Raw genomic sequence first — 17,133 nt, 5'->3', positions numbered from 1 at the left:
AAACGTTGTCCACCCAGTGCCCTTGCCGTACTCTCCCGTCATGGTCCAGGGAATCATCGATAGCCATTGCCATTTTGACGCTCCGGCGTTTGCGCCCGACCGTGCGCAGGTCTGGAACAGAGCCGTGGCCGCCGGTGTCGACGCCCTGATTCTCCCGGGTTACGATCCCCAACATTGGCAACGACTGGCACAGCTTGCGGCCACGAACACGGCTTGGTTTGCCGCCTTTGGCGCCCACCCCTGCTATCTCGCTGACTTGTACAGATCCCCGGGCCAGTCCTGGGAGCAGCGTCTGCGTCGGTATCTGCGCACGGCCGTGGCCCTGGGCGAGATCGGTCTGGACCGCGGGCCAGACGCCTCACCGTGGGCCATACAGCTGGATTTTTTGCATCGCCAGCTGGATCTGGCGGAGGAACTTGGCCTGCCGGTCATCCTTCATGCCCGCCGCAGTACCGAAGATCTCCTGCAAAACCTGCGCCACCGCTCTGGCTTGCGTGGTGTCCTCCACAGTTTTTCCGGCAGCTGGGTACAGGCGCAGAAGGCGTTGGATATCGGCCTGTACATCGGGCTCGGTGGTGCGCTTACCCACCCCCGCGCGCGACGGCTGCGCGCGTTGGCGGCGCGGTTGCCCGAGGGTAGTTTTCTGGTGGAGACCGACGCTCCCTGGCAGGCCCCGGCCGATGGCCTGGGCCAGCGCAATGAGCCGGCGCGTATCGTCTCGGTCCTTGCCACTCTGGCCGCATTGCGCGACACCGATATGGACAGCCTCTCTGCCATCACCGCTGCCGCCACGCGCTCCCTTTTCTCGCTACCGGATGTTTGACGCCATGGAAACCGCTTTCAGTCGTACGGAAATTCTCTTGGGAAGAGACGCGTTGGATTATCTTGCGCAATGCCACGTGCTTGTGGCCGGCTTGGGTGGTGTCGGTGGCTACGTCGCCGAAAACCTGGCGCGTGCTGGCGTTGGTCGACTTACCCTCATCGACCACGATACCGTGGGCCCGAGCAATCTCAATCGCCAACTGGTGGCGCTGCACTCTTCCCTGGGTCGTGCGAAGGTGGCGGTGATGCGTGAACGCATTGCCGATATTGCCCCGGACTGCCGGGTCGAGGGTCATGCGACCTTCCTCGATGGAAAAAACGTGCGCCCACTGCTGGCAGAGCTGTCCCCGGACATTCTCGCCGATTGTATCGACGCCATCGCCTGCAAGGTCGAGCTCATCCTGGCGGCACAAACGCTGAACCTGCCGATTTTTTCGAGCATGGGCGCCGGCAACCGGCTGGATCCGGCGCAGATCCGCTTGGCGCGTCTGAATCAGACCGAGGGCTGCCCACTGGCGCGAGAGGTTCGCGCGCTGCTGCGCAAGGCTGGCGGAAGCCTGGATTTCTGGACGGTATATTCGCGGGAGGCGCCGCGACCGGCGGCACCGGCGCAGACCAGTGGTACCGGCCCCGGGGGACGGGCAAAGACGGTCAACGGCACCATCTCCTACATGCCTGCCTTCTTCGGACTCTGGCTCAGCGCGGCCATTCTCCGTCATGCCTTGCGGGTGGGCGGATTTTCACAGATCGTCTAAATGCTCTGGAGAAGTGGGGCAGATGGGTTATACGAAAGTATATTCGAATATAATTATGGTGGTGAGACGATGGCGGCGAAATTCATGAGCACCGAGTGGATTCGGTTGGTGGGAAAGCAGTGGGATAACCATCCAGAGATCCAGAAGGACCTGAAAAACTTCAATGCGACCTGGGAATATTATATCGAGGATCGTCCCGATATTCCCCACGTCATGCTGTTTTGCAAGGCCGGCAAGGTCATCTACGCTGGCCCCTCGGATGGTCGGCGTCGCGATTTCATCATGTGGACGACCCTGGACAACTGGAAGAAGATTCTGAGTGGCGAACTCAGCGGCAAGGCGGCGCTCATGACCCGCAAATTGAAATTCAAGGGCTCCATGATGACGGCCATGAAATACATGACTCCCTTCAACATTCACCTCAATATCCTCGGAGAAATTCCGGTGGATTTCGATATTTGAGAGGGGACACATGAAAGATACTGAGGAGCCGCGCGGCGATGGTGAACCGCTGGCGTTGACGGTGGATCCCAACTACTCCGGCAAGAATCTACCCGCCTGGTTTCTGCTCAACACCTATCTGCAAAAACATCTGGGCCTGCGTATGCGGTTTACGCCCTTCGAGGATTTTCATGCCTGTCGGGAAGCGATTCTCCGTGGCCAGTACGATCTGGTCTACGCCAATCCCTTCGACTGGGTCCAGTATCGCGAGAAGGCCGGATTCGAGCCTTTGGTCAAGCCGCGGGAACACTACGATGAAGTCTATCTTTGTGTGCGCGAAGACAGCGACATACACAGCCTGGCCGATCTTCCCGAGCGTCTACGGATTGCTTCCGCTAGCCCGGAGACCCTGGTGCACATGGTCGGTCTCTTCCTCCTGGATCGCGCCGAGGTGGATCGCGCGCGCCTCGATTTTCGTTTCACCGGCAGCTATCGCTCGGCGCTCCAGGCCCTGCTGCAGGGGCAAGCGTCCCTGGGTTTCATCTTCAACGAAGTGTTCGAGGCGGCCAGCAGTGTGGTGCGCAAGGGCTTGCGGGTCATCGCCCGCTCCGACGACGCCTTTGCCTTTCATGCCTTCTGCGCCGGGCCACGTCTGCTGCCACAGCGGGAAACCGTGGTGCGCGTTCTCTGCGCCATGACGGAAGCGGAGGGCGGGCGGCGCCTGTTGGCCGACCTCGGCTTCTCCAGCTTTGCTCCGGTCGAGGACAGCGAGGTGGAGTGCCTGACCGTCCTCGCCGAGGAGTACATCAGCGGCCACGAGGCCATCGATATCCGCGCCACCTCCTCCGTCGCCGTGGACGATTCAGCCTTCGTGGTGGCGCGGGAAGACCCGCCCGAGGCCTGAAGGATGCAGGCGACAGGGTCGGGTGAAAGGGATTAGAATCGGTTCATGAGCTATCGTGACCTGCGTGCCTTCCTCGCTGACCTCGAGCACCGGGGCTGGTTGCGGCGCATCGCGACTCCCGTATCGCCGGTTCTTGAGATGACGGAAATCTGCGATCGCAGCCTGCGCCACGGCGGACCGGCCATCCTCTTCGAGCACCCGACGGGATTCGATATTCCCGTCCTCGGCAACCTCTTCGGTACCCCGGAGCGAGTGGCCCTGGGTATGGGCGGAGAGTCCCTGGAGGATCTGCGGCAGATAGGGCGGCTCCTTGCCTACCTCAAGGAACCGGACCCGCCCAAGGGCCTGCGCGACCTGTGGAACCAGCTGCCGACTCTGCGCAAGGTGTTGCACATGGCCCCGCATGTCCTGCGTCAGCCGCCCTGCCAGGAGGTGGTACTGCAGGGTGATGAGATCGATCTCACGCGCTGGCCGGTGCAGACCTGCTGGCCCGAGGATGTCGGCCCGCTCCTGACCTGGGGACTGACCATCACCCGTGGCCCCCACAAGAAGCGCGCCAATATGGGCATCTATCGGCAGCAGCTCCTTGGACCGCGACGCGTCATCATGCGCTGGCTGGCCCACCGCGGTGGGGCCCAGGACCTGCGGGAATTTCAGAAGCAGCATCCTGGCGAGCCTTTTCCCGTGGCCGTGGCTTTTGGTGCGGACCCGGCGACTATTCTGGCGGCCGTGATTCCCATTCCCGATACCCTCTCGGAGCACCAGTTCGCCGGACTCCTGCGCGGTGCCCGTACCGATCTGGCCGACGCCACTCTGGTACCTCTGCAGGTTCCTGCCCACGCCGAAATGGTGCTGGAAGGGCATATCTATCCGGACGATTTTGCCGTGGAGGGCCCCTTTGGCGACCACACCGGTTATTACAACGAGACGGAGCGTTTCCCCGTTCTCACCATCGAGCGGCTCACCCACCGCCGCGATCCCATTTACCACAGCACCTTCACCGGTCGTCCGCCCGATGAGCCTGCCATTCTTGGGGTGGCGCTGAATGAGGTCTTCGTCCCGTTGCTCCAGAAGCAGTATCCCGAGATCCTCGACTTCTATCTGCCCCCGGAGGGCTGCTCCTATCGCCTGGCGGTGGTGCGCATCCGCAAGGGTTATCCGGGCCACGCCAAGCGCGTCATGTTTGGCGTCTGGGGCTTTTTGCGGCAATTCATGTACACCAAGTTCATCATTGTCGTGGACGAAGACATCGACGCGCGCAGCTGGCCCGATGTGATCTGGGCCATGACCACGCGGATGGATCCCGTGCGCGACACGCTGCTGGTGGACAACACCCCCATCGATTACCTGGATTTCGCCTCGCCGGTGGCAGGCCTTGGGGGCAAGGTCGGCTTCGATGCCACCAACAAATTGCCGGGTGAAACCCAGCGGGAGTGGGGGCGCCCCATCCGCATGGGGGACGACGTGCGCGCCCGTGTGGATGCGATTCTCGCGCAACTGGATCGACCGCTCTACTGAGCCTGCAACCCGGCCGCGCGGTCAGAAGGGCAAACTCCATGGGAAGTTGGAGCGGGTGATGGGAATCGAACCCACGTCATGAGCTTGGGAAGCTCAGGTTCTACCATTGAACTACACCCGCATATGTTGGATTCTATGGGGATTGAGCATCCATGACAAGCATCTGGCCGGCGCGGCGATCTTGCATGTTGGCAATAAGCTCAACAACATCCGCTAATTAGAGGACACATCATGGATCAGCTACCAACCCGAGAAGAGGATATCGAACAGGCCTCCCGCTCACTCAAGGCCATGGCCCACCCCTTGCGCCTCAAGGTGCTCTGTGTATTGGGATCGGACGAGATGAGCGTACAGGATATCGTCGCCGCCGTCGGCACCACCCAGAGCAACATCTCCCAGCATCTGGCCATTCTTCGCGAGAAGGACATCCTGCGCGCCCGGAAGGATGCCAACAAGGTCTATTACCGCGTCGGTGACCCCCGGACACTGCGTCTGATCTCCATGATGTCCGAGGTTTTCTGCAATCTGCACGGCGTTTGACCCAACGGCTTCACTCTCGAGTTGTATAAGCATATAATTATAGTTTAACACGCGGGGCCGATGGCGCCCCCGTTTATGGCTCATCAGGTCGGGAAACCCGGTTTTCTGGCGAGGGTATACATGTCCGGTTCATTGCGCGGCGCACGCCGTATCTTCATCGTCTTGCTGGCGGCAGTGCTGAGTCCTGCGGCGCAGGCCCTGGATTTTGCCGATTGCGTCAAGGCGGCATTGCAGCAGAATCCGGCAATGCTCGAGGCGCACGCTGAGAGCGCCGAGGCCAAGGGCGCGGTCTCGGCGGCGCGGGGGCACCTGTTGCCGAAGCTCACGGCATCTTTTTCCGCCTCCCAGTCCAACAACGCCCTGACCGTCTTCGGTATGAAGCTGTCGCAGCGGCGCGCCACCTTCAACTCCTTTGGTGCCAACCAGTTTGACCCCAATCTGGGCGCCGCCGGTCTCGACATAGCCCCGGGCAATCTCGATCATCCCAGTGGTTACCACAACTTTGGCACCAAGCTGCAGCTGGATATTCCCATCTGGAATGGCGGCGCCATCCGTGGCGGCATCGATCAGGCCACAGCGATGCTGCGCGCCGCGCAGAACGGCGACCGGGCGGCGCAGCAGAAGCTCATCTTTGCGCTCTTGCAGGCCTACGACGGCGTGGTGGCGGCTCAATCTGCCATCGAGGTGGCAGAAAAAGCGCAGCAGGCGGCCGCGGCCTACGTCAAGACCTCCCGGCAGCTACTGGCCCGGGGCGTCATCGTCAAAAGCGATCTGCTGAGTGCCGAGGTGCATCAGGAGGAGGCGCAACTGGCGCTTCGCCATGCTCGGGATCAAAAAGCAAACGCCCTCGAGAATCTGGCGGTGCTCATCGGGCGCGCCCAAACCGAAGGGCTGGAAGTGGGAGCGCCGGTGATGCCCGCCTTTCCCGAGGGGACCCTCGAGCAGTTGCAGGCCGAAGCCCTGGCAGACAATGCCGGGATTCAGGCCCTGCGTGAGCAGCTCAAGGCCGCGCGGGCGGGGGTGACGGTGGCGCGTGCTGCCTACCTGCCCCACGTCAATGCCATGGCCAACCAGGAGTGGAACGGCACGGGCATCGGCAATGGCGCGCCCTCCTATACCGTGGGTGGCGAGGTGAGCTGGGCGGCTCTGGATTTTTCGCGGGGCGGTCAGGTGGACAGCGCCCGGGCCAAGGTGCAGCTGCAGCTGGCCAAATTGCAGCAGGCCGAGGACCACTTGCGGGTACAACTGGGTCAGGCCTGGCGTGCCGCCCACGAGGCATCGGCGCGCGTGAAGAGTCGGGAGCTCGCCGTACGGCAGGCGGAAGAAGCGCAGCGCCTCCTGCGTCTACGCTACGAAAACGGCGTCGAAACCCTGACGGGCCTCTTGCGCGGCCAGGCAGAGCTGGATCGCATTCGGGCAGAGCTGGTGCAGGCACGTTACGACGAAGCGGTGGAGCGTGCAGCCCTATGGCTCGCCCTCGGGAAGCTTGAGCTAGCGCATATAGTGGCGGTGACGGGAGCGTCCGTGCCGCAGGAAGGAGCAACGGGATGAATGCAGCGAAGAGACCGTGGTTAGCGGGCGGGCTGGTGCTCGCCCTGTCCCTGGGCCTTGCGGCCTGTGGTAAGAGCCCAAGGGAGGCGCCAACCGCAGGTGCGACGGTCCAGGCCCAGGTGTTGACCCTCAAGAGCAGCGCCGAAAAAGGCTACAGTTCGGTACCAGGGACGGTGGTCGCGGCGCAGCAGGTTCAGTTGAGTTCGCGCCTCAGCGGCTATCTGCGTCACCTGGATCTGCGCGTTGGCCAGGCCGTGCAGCGCGGTCAGCTCCTCTTCGAGGTGGATCCTGCCACTGCCGACAGTCAGGTGCAGCAGGCCCGGGCGAGTCTCGCCCAGGCCGAGGCGAATCTCGCCAACGCGCGATCCAACTACGAGCGTTTCAAGCATCTCTATGCCCAGGGGGCCATTCCCGCCAAGCAGTGGGATGAGGTGCAAGCGCAGTATCGCATGGCCGAAGCCCAGGCTGCGGCGGCGCGTGCTGGTATTGCCAGCGCCCAGGCCAATCTGGGCTACGCCCGCGTGACCGCACCCTTTGCTGGTGTCATCACCGAAAAATTTCTGCAGAATGGTGATCTGGTGGCTCCGGGTCGGCCGGTGCTGACCCTGGCAGACCCCAGTCACCTGGAGGTGCAGGCCAGCGTTGGCAGCCGTCTCTTTGCCGCTCTGCGGCAGGGCGAGACCGTCCCGGTGCTTGCGGACGGACATACCATCGACGCGCGTGTGCTGGACCTCGTTGCCGTTGCCGATAGCGAGACCCACACGCATCTCGTCAAGCTCACGCTGCCTGCGGACAGCCCCGTGCAGGCGGGCGACTATGTCCAGGTGCAGATCCCGAGCCCCAGTCGCCAGGGTATCTCGGTCCCGCGCAGCGCCCTGCTAGACCGTGCCGGTATCCCCGGAGTCTTTGTCGTCGATGCCAAAGGCATCGCACACTACCGCCTGGTACGCCCGGGTGCTGAGGTGGGATCCGAGGTGGAGATACTGGCGGGTCTCGTAGCGGGGGAGCGCATCGTGGTGGACCCCAGTGCCGACCTGATCAACGGCAGTCGCGTGGTGCCGGCGGGAGCGCAGCATGGCTGAGGGAGCATCGTCCCTGAATCTTGCGGGTCGGCTGGCACAGGGCTTCTACCGCTCCAAGATCACCGTCCTCATCATGCTCGCCATTGCGCTCTTCGGGGCCCTGGCGGTACTGGTTACGCCGCGCTTGTACAATCCCGAGATCGTGGTGCCGGCGGCGGAGATTTTTGTCATGCGACCGGGCTCCGACAGTCAGGAGACACACAACCTCGTGGTCCGGCCTCTGGAGGCGCTCATGGCCTCCCTGCCGGGAGTGCACCACACCTACGGCTATGCCATGAACGACATGGGCATCGTCACGGTGGAGTTCCAGGTAGGCGCCAACGAAGAAAAGAGCCTGCTGGAAGTTTACAACCAACTGAGTCGCAACATCGATCGCATGCCGCCGGGAACCCGGCAGCCGCTGGTGAAATCCATCGGCATCAACGATGTGCCCATTGTTACCGTCACCCTGAGCAGCGATCGCTATGGTCCGGCACAATTGCGTCAGGTCGGGCTGCGCTTGATGGAACAATTACAGAGTGTGCCGGATGTGGCCAACGCTGAGGTCATCGGCGGAAGCCCCGAAGCGGTCAATGTCTGGCTTGAGCCGGGTAAGCTCGCCAGCCTTGGTCTCGGTCTGCAGCAGGTTCGCCAGGCCCTCGAAGCCAGCAACGTCATCCTGCCCGCGGGTCACCTCGTTCACAATAATCGTGAAATACCCCTACGCGTCAACGCGGCGGTGGGCTCCGCCCAGCAGGTGGGTCGCGTCATCATCGGCAGTCACGATGGCCGTCCCATCTTCCTTCACGATGTCGCCCGCATCGAGGAAGGCCCCGCAGAGCTGGATACCGCGGTCAGCGATACCCTGGGGCGGGCCAATACCCTGGGATTGCCGGCAGGAACCAGCATGCCTGCCGTCACCATCACCCTGGCCAAGCGTCCGGGCGCCAACGCGGTGACTGTGGCCGACGCGGTCAAGGCAAAGCTGCAGCGCCTGCAGCAGGAGGCGGTGCCGGAGGGTATCCACGTCACCCTGACCCGAGACTACGGGGCGCGGGCCGATGATGCCGTCAGTACCCTCTTTGAGCACCTCAGTATCGCCATCGGCGTGGTGGCGGTGATTCTGCTGCTCTTTCTGGGCTGGCGAGAGGCGGCCATCGTCATCCTCACCGTGCCGCTCACCCTGGGCGTGGTGCTGGGTATTGGCTGGTTGCTGGGGCAGACCATCAATCGCATCACCCTCTTTGCGCTGATTCTGTCCCTGGGACTGCTGGTGGACGGTGGCATCGTCGTCATCGAGAACATCCATCGGCATATCAGCGGTGGTGGTGGACGCCTGTCCTTTGCCGAGCGGGTGGTGCGCGCCACCAACGAGATTGGCAATCCCACCAACATCGCCACCCTGGCCGTGATCCTGGCCTTCATTCCCATGGCCTTCGTCACCGGCATGATGGGTCCTTTCATGTTGCCCATCCCCATCTTCGTGCCCATCGCCATGATCGCTTCGGTGTTGCTGGCCTACACCGTGGTGCCTTGGGGCGCCTACCGTTTTCTGCGGCGCAAGGCCGAGGCGCACCAGCGGCGATCCGGGGCGCAAACGGAACACGGCCAGCAGCGCGATGCCCTGCAGAAGGGCTATATCCGGATATTCAAGCCATTGCTGGAGTCTGGCGCTAAGCGCAACCTGTTCTTCATCGTCGTTTTGATCCTGCTCTTCCTCGCTATGCTCATGCCGGCTTGGCAGTTCATTCGTCCCTCGGGCATGAACGGTCCGCTCAGCGCGCTGGGGGTCAACGTCAAGATGCTGCCCGAGGGCAATGTCAGCGATTTCATGATCCAGGTGGACACGCCAGCGGGCACGGCTCTGGATGAAACCGGACGGGTGGTGCAGGCCGTCGGCGACGTCCTGGCCGAGAATCCCTACGTGGAAAACTTCCAGAGCTACGTGGGACGATCTGCACCCGTGGATTTTGCGGGTCTCGTGCGCGGGGACATGATGCGCCAGGGCAGTAACTATGCCCAGATCCAGGTGAACCTGGTGCCGCGGGATGAGCGACCCATGTCCCACGCGGTTGCCGTCGCTGTCTATCATGCCCTGAAGTCGGTGCGTGAGCGCTTCCCGCAGACCACTATCAAGATCTTTGAGGTACCCCCGGGGCCGCCGGTGCGGGCGCAGGTGGTGGCGGAGCTTTATGGCCCCAACTACGACAAGCTGCGTCAGCTGGCGGGATCCGTGGAGGCGGAGTTCCGCAAGGTCTACCGTATGGTCAATGTCGACGACTCGGTGACGGCGACGGTGCCCGAATATCGCATTCACGTGGAGCAGGACAAGGCCATGCTGGCGGGGGTGGCGCCGGCGCAGGTGGCGGAGCTGGTGCACGACTACATTGCCGGCACCAAAATCGGCGCCCTGTCCGTACCCGATGCGCGGGAGCCGGTGGACATCATCCTGCGGGTACCTCCCGCCGACCGGGCTTGGAAGCAGCAGATCCTGGATCTGCAGATTCGTAATCGCATGGGCAAGGAAGTGCCTCTGTCCAGTATCGTGGAGATCCAGGATACCCACGAGGACAAACCCATCATCGACCGAGATCAGCATCGGGTGGTCTACGTGACCGGCGACCTGTTGGGCTCGAGTCCGGTCTATGCGGTGTTATCCCTCAATCATTGGCTCGACGGCAAGACCCTGGACGGCGTCCGCCTGCATACGGGCAATCTGGGCTTCATGCCAGCCCAGCCGAAGGACATCACCCACTACCAGATCCTCTGGGGAGGCGACATGCGCCTGACCCTGGACGTCTTCCGCGATCTTGGCGCCGCTTTCATCGTCGCTCTGGTTTTCATCTACCTGATGCTGGTGGCCTATTACCAGTCCTTCATCATGCCGGTGATCGTCATGGGGGCCATTCCGCTGACCCTGGTGGGCGTCTTCCCCGGCCATTGGTTGCTGAACACTCCTTTCAATGCGACCTCCATGATCGGTGTCATCGCACTGGCGGGTGTGGTGGTGCGAAATTCTCTCCTGTTGATCGATTTCATCGTCGAGTATCGCCGGGAGGGATACGCCCTTGAAGATGCCGTGCTGGAGGCGGGTGCCGTGCGTTTCCGTCCGATTCTGTTGACGGCTCTAGCTATCATGTTTGGATCGGCCATCATGGTCACGGACCCGGTCTTCGGTGGACTTGCCGTATCCTTGATTTTCGGGACCTTCGCCTCCACTATGCTGACATTGATCGTGATTCCGCTGCTGTACTATCTCTGGGAGCGGCGTCTGGAAAGAAAACTGGAGGTACGGTCGTGAATAGCGAACGTTGGGTGCGAGTGGTTGCCGGACTTTTCATCCTGCTCAGTCTGGCGCTGGGCATCCCCGGCAGCCCGATATTTGTCAGCGAGTGGTTTTTGGCGTTTACCGCGTTTGTCGGGTTTAATCTCTTGCAGAGCGGGCTGAGTTGTTTCTGTCCCCTGGAGAAGATGCTTCTGAAGCTCGGCGTGCGCGATGCCCGCGTCTGCGGGAGGTGAGAGGATGGCCGATCTGGGTAGCTATCTGTCCGCACACTGGCCACTGATACTGGTGGTATTGGCCGTTCTGGCGCTCCTGTTCAAGGGACCCATCGTCCGTAAGCTCGCCGGGATCGAAGAGATCGCGCCGGAGAATGCGGTGCGGCTCATCAACGACCACGATGCTGTGGTGATCGATGTGCGGGAAATGGGGGAGTGGTCGCGCGGCCACCTGCCTGGCGCCCGCCACATTCCCCTGGGCGAGGTGGGTAAGTATCTGCCGGATCTGCGTAAGCACCAGGAGCATCACGTCATCTGTCAGTGCGCCAGCGGGATGCGCTCGGCGCGTGCCGCCGGCATCCTCAAGAAGGCCGGTTTCACCAAGGTCTACAGCCTCAAGGGTGGCATCGCGGCATGGCGCAGCGCTGGCCTCCCGGTGGAAAAGGACTGAGTGGCATCGCCCGTGGACGTTCGCATCTACGCCACCGGTAGCTGCCCCTACTGCCACATGGCTGAAAATCTGCTGCGTGGCAAGGGCGTACAGCCGCGTATCCTGCGCGTGGATCACAGTCCTTCGCTGCGCCAGGAGATGCTGAGACTGAGTAAAGGTCGACGCACCGTGCCCCAGGTGTTCATCGGTGAACGGCATATCGGTGGGTATGACGATCTTTCGGCCTTGGAGCGCCAGGGGCGTCTCGATGCCCTCCTGGCGGATGCCGAGGCGTCCTGAGCTCGGAGGTTTACATGGCGACGATTCATGTAGTGTGTCCACATTGTGGTGCCGTAAATCAGTTGCCGCAAGAACGTCTGGGCGAAGAGCCCAAATGCGGTAAATGCCACAAGCCGCTTTTGCCCGATCATCCCGTGGAGTTGGCGGGTCCGGCTTTTTCGCGTTTTCTGGAAAAGAACGACCTGCCGGTCCTGGTGGACTTCTGGGCTCCGTGGTGCGCTCCCTGTCGCGCCATGGCACCGCAGTTCGAAATGGCGGCACGTCGCCTGCGCGGCCGTTGCCTTTTCGCCAAGCTCAATACGGAAGCGGACCAAGCGACCGCTGCGCGCTTCCAGATCCGCTCCATACCCACCATGGTGCTCTTGCGCGGCGGCCGCGAGCTGGCCCGGCAATCCGGTGCGGTGAATGCTCCGGAGATCGAAGCTTGGCTGCGTCGTCAGGGGGTTGCGGTCTAGACCCCCTTGACTTGCTCTGGGAACGCTTTAGATTGTCGGTATAAGCCGTTGAGTTCCCTGAGCTAGGAGGGCTGCTTGTCCATTCCCAGTAGGTGCGATCCAGGCCGTCGTCGCTTTTTACGTGGCGGGGCCGCGGCGCTGGGCCTTGGCCTTGCGGCTGGGCTTGGTCTGGGTCGGGCGCGAGCCGAGGGTTTGCGACCGGTGGTGGTCTGCATCGATCCGGGCCACGGCGGCCACGATCCGGGCTGCATCGGCGCCAAAGGGCTGCGCGAGAAAGATGTGGTTCTGGATGTCGCGCTACGGGTGGGGGCGCTATTGGAGGCGGTACCCGGTCTGCAGGTGGTGTACAGCCGACGCACGGATGTCTTCGTCCCGCTGGCGCAGCGCCTGCAGTTGGGCATACGGCAGCGGGCGGACCTTTTCCTTTCCATTCACGCCGATGCCTTCCCCGAGCGCGACGTCCGCGGCTCTAGTGTGTGGATTCTCTCGGAGCGGGGGGCCAGCAGTAGTGCCGCACGCTGGTTAGCGCAGAGCCAAAATGGCGATTTCTGGGACAGCAGCGCGGCATTGGCTGGCAGTCGCGAATTACACGACGTGCTGCTGGATCTCAGTCGCAGCGCGGCCAGCAGTGCGGCCACGCGCGCCGCCCAACTCCTGTTGCGCGCTCTGGCGGAGGTGGAGGATCTGCACGCGGCTCAGGTGCAGAAGGCGAATTTCGTGGTCCTGCGCGCGCCCAACGTACCCTCGCTGCTGGTGGAAACAGCCTTTCTCAGCAATCCCGAGGAAGAGAAAAGACTGCGAGACCCCGATTTTCGTGCGCTCCTCGCGCAGAGCATCAGCGATGCCGTCCTTGCCCATTTCGTCCAGGCGCCCCCCAGCGATTCGCGTTGGTCCTCGGCACGACACGCCATCGCCCCGGGGGAGACCCTCAGTGAGCTGGCGGCACGCTATGGCGTGCGGCCCAACGTCCTCCGGCTAGCCAACGGCCTCGTCTCCGCGCAACTGCCAGCATGGGGCTACCTGCGCGTCCCCATCCTGCACGCCTAGGAACCATGGTCAAGGCCGCGGTCGTCCAGCTCTGTTCCGGCCCCGAGGTGGACGTCAATCTCGCCATGGCGCAGAAGCTCCTGGGCGAGGCGGCGGAGCGGGGTGCGCAGCTCGCACTCTTGCCCGAGAACTTCGCCTTCATGGGGCGGCACGAGAGCGACAAACTCGCCATTGCCGAGGAGGCAGGTTCCGGCCAGATCCAGGAGTGGCTTGCCACCCAGGCCCGGCAGCATGGGCTGTGGTTGTTCGGTGGGAGCATCCCGCTGCGCAGTCCCGACGGGCGGGTCTTCGCCAGCCTGCTGGTCATGGATCCCCACGGCCATTGTCGGGCGCGCTACGACAAGATGCACCTCTTCGATGTCGATCTGCCGGGGGGTGAGCAGTATCGAGAGTCCCGTACCATCGCCCCTGGCGGGCAAGTGGTTGCCGTGCCCACCCCCTGGGGTGTGGTGGGTCTGTCCATCTGCTACGATCTGCGCTTTCCGGAACTCTTTCGGGCCTACGCCGGCGCGGAGTTCCTGGTGGTGCCCAGCGCCTTTACGGCCCAGACCGGAGCCGCACACTGGTATGCGCTCCTGCGTGCCCGTGCCATCGAGAACCAAGCCTTCGTGCTGGCTGCCGACCAGGGTGGCCGTCATGCCAACGGGCGCGAGACCTTCGGTGGCAGCACCATCGTCGACTCCTGGGGACAAGTGCTGGTCCACCTGGACCAGCATCCGGGGGTGGCGGTGGCCGAATGTGACCTCGATGGGCAGCAGGCCCAACGCCGCAGCCTGCCGGTGTGGCAGCACCGGCGGCTCTAGGAGCGGCCGGATTCCTACCAGGCGATGTAGGCGTAGCCCTGCTGCTGCAAAAGCATCAGATCCACGGCGCCGCTGAAAACCTGCTTTGCTTCCGGGATGAGTTCCTTGGCGGTGATCTTGATGGTCTTCATGGTCTGCTCGCAGGCATTGAAGACCACGCCGTACATGGCAAGACTCGACACCTGCTCGCGGATGAAGGCCTCGTAGTGGTGCTTGTTGTGTTCGTCCTTGACCAGCAGCCAGATACCCGGACCAAAGCAGTCGATGACGATGTCGACATCGTTGTTGAAATGACCGAGGACCACGGCGGCGCTGTGCAGGATGTCGAGGATGTAGGCGGGGTCGGATTTGTTGAGCTGATAGACGACCTTGTTCTTGCTGGGACCGCCCATGCCCATGCCCATGCCCATTTCGCCACCCTGGGCGCTCGCGGCGATGGCACCGACGCTGGCGATGGCGAGGCTACCGATGAACTGACGACGGGAATGGTTTTTGGTTTCGGCCATGTTATGCTCCTTGCTTGCGTGAGGGATCCCTATCCCAAGCATAGCAATAAGCGGGCCATCGAGGACCGCGATTCGGACCTCCACGGGGGCGTCGTCCAGCATTTGGAGTGATCGATGCAGCAGTTCAACCGAGCCTTTTTCCGCGATCTGTGGCAGATCATCAAACCCTATTGGTCGCGTTCGCCCGAGCGCTGGCTGGCGCGCTGGGTGTTTGCCCTGATCATTGCGCTCAATCTCTTCATGGTGTTCATCTCCTACCGCATCACCCAATGGTATGCGGTGTTCTGGAATGCCCTGCAGCATTTTCAGGTGCAGGCAGCCTGGACCCAGATGGCCATCTTCCTGGGTCTGGCCACCCTGTACATCATCGCTGCGGTGTCCCAGACCTTTTTCACGCAGATGTTGGAGATCCGCTGGCGGCGCTGGCTGACGGTGGAATACCTGGACGCCTGGCTCGCGCGCGGCACCTTTTATCACATGCAGGTTCTGGGGGATGGGACGGACAACCCAGATCAACGTATCAGCGAAGATCTGGCCAGTTTCACGAGCATGACCCTCAATATCGCGATCGGTCTGCTGAGTTCCATCACCACCCTTTTTGCTTTCGTTTTCATGCTTTGGGAACTGTCGGCGTTGATTACCATCCCCTGGCAGGGGCACACGTTTACCATCCCCGGATATCTGGTTTGGGCGGCGCTGATCTACGCCGTGTTCGGTACCGTCATCACGGCGAGGATCGGCAAGCCCCTCATCCAGCTCAATTTCAACCAGGAGCGCTATCAGGCGGACTTCCGTTTCAGCATGATGCGCCTGCGCGAAAACAGCGAGAGCGTCGCTCTGTACCGCGGCGAAGGGGAAGAACGGCACCACTTCCTGCGCCGCTTTGCCGAGGTCTATGCCAACTACTGGCGCATCATCTGGCGGTCCATGCGCCTGAACTGGTGGAGCTCCGGCTATGGTCAGGCCGCCATCATATTCCCCATCCTGGTCAGCCTGCCCGCCTATTTCGTCAACAAGGCCATTGGTATAGGCGGGCTACAGCAGATCGCCTCGGCCTTTGGTCAGGTGCAGGGAGCCTTGTCCTTCATCGTCAGCAGCTACAGCAGCCTGGCCAATTGGCATGCGGTGGTGGATCGACTGCGCTTTTTTCAGCAGTCCATGGAGGAGGTCCATCGCATCCAGGATAATCATTACCACATCGAGCGCCGCGACGGTCCGTATCTGCGCGTCGACGGGCTTACGGTGCGTCTGCCCAATGGCCGCGAGTTGGTTCGCGATCTGGACTTTGCGCTGCGCCGTGGCGAGCGCCTATTGATCATGGGTCCGTCGGGCGGTGGCAAGAGCACGCTGATTCGCGCCCTGGCCGGCATCTGGCCCTTTGGCGATGGTCGGGTGACCATGCCCGCCGGCGATCGACCGCTTTTCCTGCCCCAGCGCCCCTACCTGCCCATGGGTAGTCTGCGCGATGTGCTCGTCTATCCCTTCGGCATGGCCGCCCCGGACGACGAGCGGTTGCGCCAGGCCCTGCATCTGGTGGGCATGGCGACTCTTGCGGATCAGCTGGATGAGGTCAAGCTCTGGTCACACACCTTGTCTCTCGGCGAACAGCAGCGCCTGGCCTTTGCCCGCGTGCTCATCCACCGCCCACCCTGGTTGTTTCTGGATGAGGCCTCGTCGGCATTGGACGAGCCGGCGGAGCAGGCCCTCTACGGACTGCTCCTGGAGCAGCTGCCGGATACCGCCATCGTCAGCGTCGGCCATCGCTCCAGCCTGCTCGCCTTCCACGAGCGCTGCCTGAGGCTGGACGGTCGGGGCAACTGGACCATGGAGCCCATCAACGCCCCCGCGACCGGCCTGGCCTTGCGCTTGCAGCCGCATCCGGGATAATCCCGTAGGACGCTCTGTATCGTAGATTGAGGAGGAAGTATCGTGGCCATGACCGGTAAGGATCTCCCCTTGGGGAGCACGTTGCCATCCTTTGACCTGCCCGTGGGTGGTGGCGAGGGGCGCTGGCGCAGCGCCGACGCGGCAGGAAAGCCGCTTCTGGTACTTTTTCTGTGCAACCACTGCCCCTACGTCCTGCACATAGCCCACAAGCTTGGGACCCTGGCCCGCACGTGGCAGGAGCAGGGCCTAGTGGTGGTGGGCATCAATGCCAACGATCCGGAAACCTACCCCGAGGATGCGCCGGAACGGATGCCAGCGGAGGCCAAGCGGGCGGGTTATACCTTCCCCTATCTCTTTGACGCCAGTCAGGAAGTGGCCAAGGCCTTTCACGCGGTGTGCACGCCGGATATCTTTCTGTTCGATGCGGCGGGCAGGCTGTTCTATCACGGGCAATTCGACTCCAGCCGCCCCAAAAATACGGAACCGGTAACCGGTGCCGACCTGGACAACGCGGTCCAAGCGCTCTTGCAGCACCGCGCGCCGCCTAGCCAGGTTACGCCGTGCATGGGCTGCAGTATCAAGTGGCGAGCCGGTAACGCGTCAGCGGACTGAAGC

Annotated in this window: 18 protein-coding genes and 1 tRNA gene; 17 read left to right on the top strand and 2 right to left on the bottom strand. The window is 62.6% G+C overall.

The window, feature by feature from the left end:
* Nucleotides 1-40 precede the first annotated feature (40 nt).
* The 5 genes from ACAty_RS07440 to ubiD all read left to right on the top strand — a co-directional run bounded on the left by ACAty_RS07440 (nucleotide 41) and on the right by ubiD (nucleotide 4,440).
* Complete coding sequence (locus tag ACAty_RS07440; protein WP_004872372.1) at nucleotides 41-823, top strand: TatD family hydrolase; 783 nt, start codon at nucleotides 41-43, stop codon at nucleotides 821-823.
* Nucleotides 824-827: 4 nt separating this feature from the next.
* Nucleotides 828-1,577, top strand: coding sequence for a tRNA threonylcarbamoyladenosine dehydratase (locus ACAty_RS07435; RefSeq protein WP_014003026.1), 750 nt, complete (start codon nucleotides 828-830; stop codon nucleotides 1,575-1,577).
* 69 nt (nucleotides 1,578-1,646) lie between these two features.
* Nucleotides 1,647-2,039, top strand: coding sequence for an SCP2 sterol-binding domain-containing protein (locus ACAty_RS07430; RefSeq protein ID WP_004872370.1), 393 nt, complete (start codon nucleotides 1,647-1,649; stop codon nucleotides 2,037-2,039).
* 10 nt (nucleotides 2,040-2,049) lie between these two features.
* Nucleotides 2,050-2,922 carry a phosphate/phosphite/phosphonate ABC transporter substrate-binding protein gene (locus tag ACAty_RS07425; protein WP_004872369.1) on the top strand — a complete coding sequence of 291 codons (873 nt, stop codon included), beginning with the start codon at nucleotides 2,050-2,052 and terminating at the stop codon, nucleotides 2,920-2,922.
* Nucleotides 2,923-2,967: 45 nt separating this feature from the next.
* Nucleotides 2,968-4,440: a 4-hydroxy-3-polyprenylbenzoate decarboxylase gene (gene ubiD, locus ACAty_RS07420; RefSeq protein WP_004872368.1), complete on the top strand. Its 1,473-nt coding sequence runs from the start codon at nucleotides 2,968-2,970 to the stop codon at nucleotides 4,438-4,440.
* 47 nt (nucleotides 4,441-4,487) lie between these two features.
* Here the strand turns inward: ubiD and ACAty_RS07415 are convergent.
* A tRNA-Gly gene (locus ACAty_RS07415) sits at nucleotides 4,488-4,561 on the bottom strand.
* Between the two features lie 110 nt (nucleotides 4,562-4,671).
* Between ACAty_RS07415 and ACAty_RS07410 the strand changes: the two genes are divergently transcribed.
* The 10 genes from ACAty_RS07410 to ACAty_RS07365 all read left to right on the top strand — a co-directional run bounded on the left by ACAty_RS07410 (nucleotide 4,672) and on the right by ACAty_RS07365 (nucleotide 14,125).
* A complete protein-coding gene (locus ACAty_RS07410; RefSeq protein WP_004872367.1) occupies nucleotides 4,672-4,980 on the top strand; it encodes an ArsR/SmtB family transcription factor in 309 nt (102 codons plus the stop codon).
* Between the two features lie 120 nt (nucleotides 4,981-5,100).
* A complete protein-coding gene (locus ACAty_RS07405; protein ID WP_038472747.1) occupies nucleotides 5,101-6,531 on the top strand; it encodes a TolC family protein in 1,431 nt (476 codons plus the stop codon).
* A complete protein-coding gene (locus ACAty_RS07400) occupies nucleotides 6,528-7,613 on the top strand; it encodes an efflux RND transporter periplasmic adaptor subunit (protein WP_004872365.1) in 1,086 nt (361 codons plus the stop codon). Before ACAty_RS07405 ends, ACAty_RS07400 begins: the two co-directional genes overlap by 4 nt.
* A complete protein-coding gene (locus ACAty_RS07395; protein ID WP_004872364.1) occupies nucleotides 7,606-10,893 on the top strand; it encodes an efflux RND transporter permease subunit in 3,288 nt (1,095 codons plus the stop codon). Before ACAty_RS07400 ends, ACAty_RS07395 begins: the two co-directional genes overlap by 8 nt.
* Nucleotides 10,890-11,111 carry a YgaP family membrane protein gene (locus ACAty_RS07390; protein WP_004872363.1) on the top strand — a complete coding sequence of 74 codons (222 nt, stop codon included), beginning with the start codon at nucleotides 10,890-10,892 and terminating at the stop codon, nucleotides 11,109-11,111. The genes ACAty_RS07395 and ACAty_RS07390 overlap by 4 nt, the downstream gene beginning before the upstream one ends.
* 4 nt (nucleotides 11,112-11,115) lie before the next feature.
* Nucleotides 11,116-11,541: a rhodanese-like domain-containing protein gene (locus ACAty_RS07385; RefSeq protein WP_004872361.1), complete on the top strand. Its 426-nt coding sequence runs from the start codon at nucleotides 11,116-11,118 to the stop codon at nucleotides 11,539-11,541.
* Nucleotides 11,542-11,820: a glutaredoxin 3 gene (gene grxC / locus ACAty_RS07380; protein ID WP_004872360.1), complete on the top strand. Its 279-nt coding sequence runs from the start codon at nucleotides 11,542-11,544 to the stop codon at nucleotides 11,818-11,820. It abuts the gene before it with no gap.
* Between the two features lie 14 nt (nucleotides 11,821-11,834).
* Entirely contained in the window at nucleotides 11,835-12,275 is a 441-nt protein-coding gene (gene trxC, locus ACAty_RS07375) for a thioredoxin TrxC (RefSeq protein ID WP_038471845.1), read from the top strand.
* 75 nt (nucleotides 12,276-12,350) lie between these two features.
* Nucleotides 12,351-13,322 (top strand): N-acetylmuramoyl-L-alanine amidase, encoded by a 972-nt coding sequence (locus ACAty_RS07370; RefSeq protein ID WP_004872358.1) that lies wholly within the window; start codon nucleotides 12,351-12,353, stop codon nucleotides 13,320-13,322.
* A gap of 5 nt (nucleotides 13,323-13,327) precedes the next feature.
* A complete protein-coding gene (locus tag ACAty_RS07365; protein ID WP_004872356.1) occupies nucleotides 13,328-14,125 on the top strand; it encodes a carbon-nitrogen hydrolase family protein in 798 nt (265 codons plus the stop codon).
* Nucleotides 14,126-14,139: 14 nt separating this feature from the next.
* Here ACAty_RS07365 and ACAty_RS07360 read toward each other — a convergent pair whose 3' ends face one another.
* Complete coding sequence (locus ACAty_RS07360; protein WP_004872355.1) at nucleotides 14,140-14,631, bottom strand: DsrE family protein; 492 nt, start codon at nucleotides 14,629-14,631, stop codon at nucleotides 14,140-14,142.
* Between the two features lie 114 nt (nucleotides 14,632-14,745).
* On the opposite strand from ACAty_RS07360, the gene ACAty_RS07355 reads away from it, so the two are divergent.
* Nucleotides 14,746-16,518 (top strand): ABC transporter ATP-binding protein/permease, encoded by a 1,773-nt coding sequence (locus ACAty_RS07355; protein ID WP_004872354.1) that lies wholly within the window; start codon nucleotides 14,746-14,748, stop codon nucleotides 16,516-16,518.
* Nucleotides 16,519-16,566: 48 nt separating this feature from the next.
* Entirely contained in the window at nucleotides 16,567-17,130 is a 564-nt protein-coding gene (locus ACAty_RS07350; RefSeq protein WP_226824364.1) for a thioredoxin family protein, read from the top strand.
* The last annotated feature ends 3 nt before the right edge of the window (nucleotides 17,131-17,133 follow it).

Source organism: Acidithiobacillus caldus ATCC 51756, assembly GCF_000175575.2.
In the GTDB taxonomy this organism is placed as follows: Bacteria; Pseudomonadota; Gammaproteobacteria; order Acidithiobacillales; family Acidithiobacillaceae; genus Acidithiobacillus_A; species Acidithiobacillus_A caldus.
Note: the sequence above shows the minus strand (reverse complement) of the source record. Positions and strands in the feature narration are given on the sequence as shown.

Bases quoted from the DNA above. Each gene is read 5' to 3' on its own strand.
- ACAty_RS07440 (WP_004872372.1), top strand. From the start codon at position 41: ATGGTCCAGGGAATCATCGATAGCCATTGCCATTTTGACGCTCCGGCG.
- ACAty_RS07435 (WP_014003026.1), top strand. From the start codon at position 828: ATGGAAACCGCTTTCAGTCGTACGGAAATTCTCTTGGGAAGAGACGCG.
- ACAty_RS07430 (WP_004872370.1), top strand. From the start codon at position 1,647: ATGGCGGCGAAATTCATGAGCACCGAGTGGATTCGGTTGGTGGGAAAG.
- ACAty_RS07425 (WP_004872369.1), top strand. From the start codon at position 2,050: ATGAAAGATACTGAGGAGCCGCGCGGCGATGGTGAACCGCTGGCGTTG.
- ubiD (WP_004872368.1), top strand. From the start codon at position 2,968: ATGAGCTATCGTGACCTGCGTGCCTTCCTCGCTGACCTCGAGCACCGG.
- ACAty_RS07410 (WP_004872367.1), top strand. From the start codon at position 4,672: ATGGATCAGCTACCAACCCGAGAAGAGGATATCGAACAGGCCTCCCGC.
- ACAty_RS07405 (WP_038472747.1), top strand. From the start codon at position 5,101: ATGTCCGGTTCATTGCGCGGCGCACGCCGTATCTTCATCGTCTTGCTG.
- ACAty_RS07400 (WP_004872365.1), top strand. From the start codon at position 6,528: ATGAATGCAGCGAAGAGACCGTGGTTAGCGGGCGGGCTGGTGCTCGCC.
- ACAty_RS07395 (WP_004872364.1), top strand. From the start codon at position 7,606: ATGGCTGAGGGAGCATCGTCCCTGAATCTTGCGGGTCGGCTGGCACAG.
- ACAty_RS07385 (WP_004872361.1), top strand. From the start codon at position 11,116: ATGGCCGATCTGGGTAGCTATCTGTCCGCACACTGGCCACTGATACTG.
- trxC (WP_038471845.1), top strand. From the start codon at position 11,835: ATGGCGACGATTCATGTAGTGTGTCCACATTGTGGTGCCGTAAATCAG.
- ACAty_RS07365 (WP_004872356.1), top strand. From the start codon at position 13,328: ATGGTCAAGGCCGCGGTCGTCCAGCTCTGTTCCGGCCCCGAGGTGGAC.
- ACAty_RS07360 (WP_004872355.1), bottom strand. From the start codon at position 14,631: ATGGCCGAAACCAAAAACCATTCCCGTCGTCAGTTCATCGGTAGCCTC.
- ACAty_RS07355 (WP_004872354.1), top strand. From the start codon at position 14,746: ATGCAGCAGTTCAACCGAGCCTTTTTCCGCGATCTGTGGCAGATCATC.
- ACAty_RS07350 (WP_226824364.1), top strand. From the start codon at position 16,567: ATGACCGGTAAGGATCTCCCCTTGGGGAGCACGTTGCCATCCTTTGAC.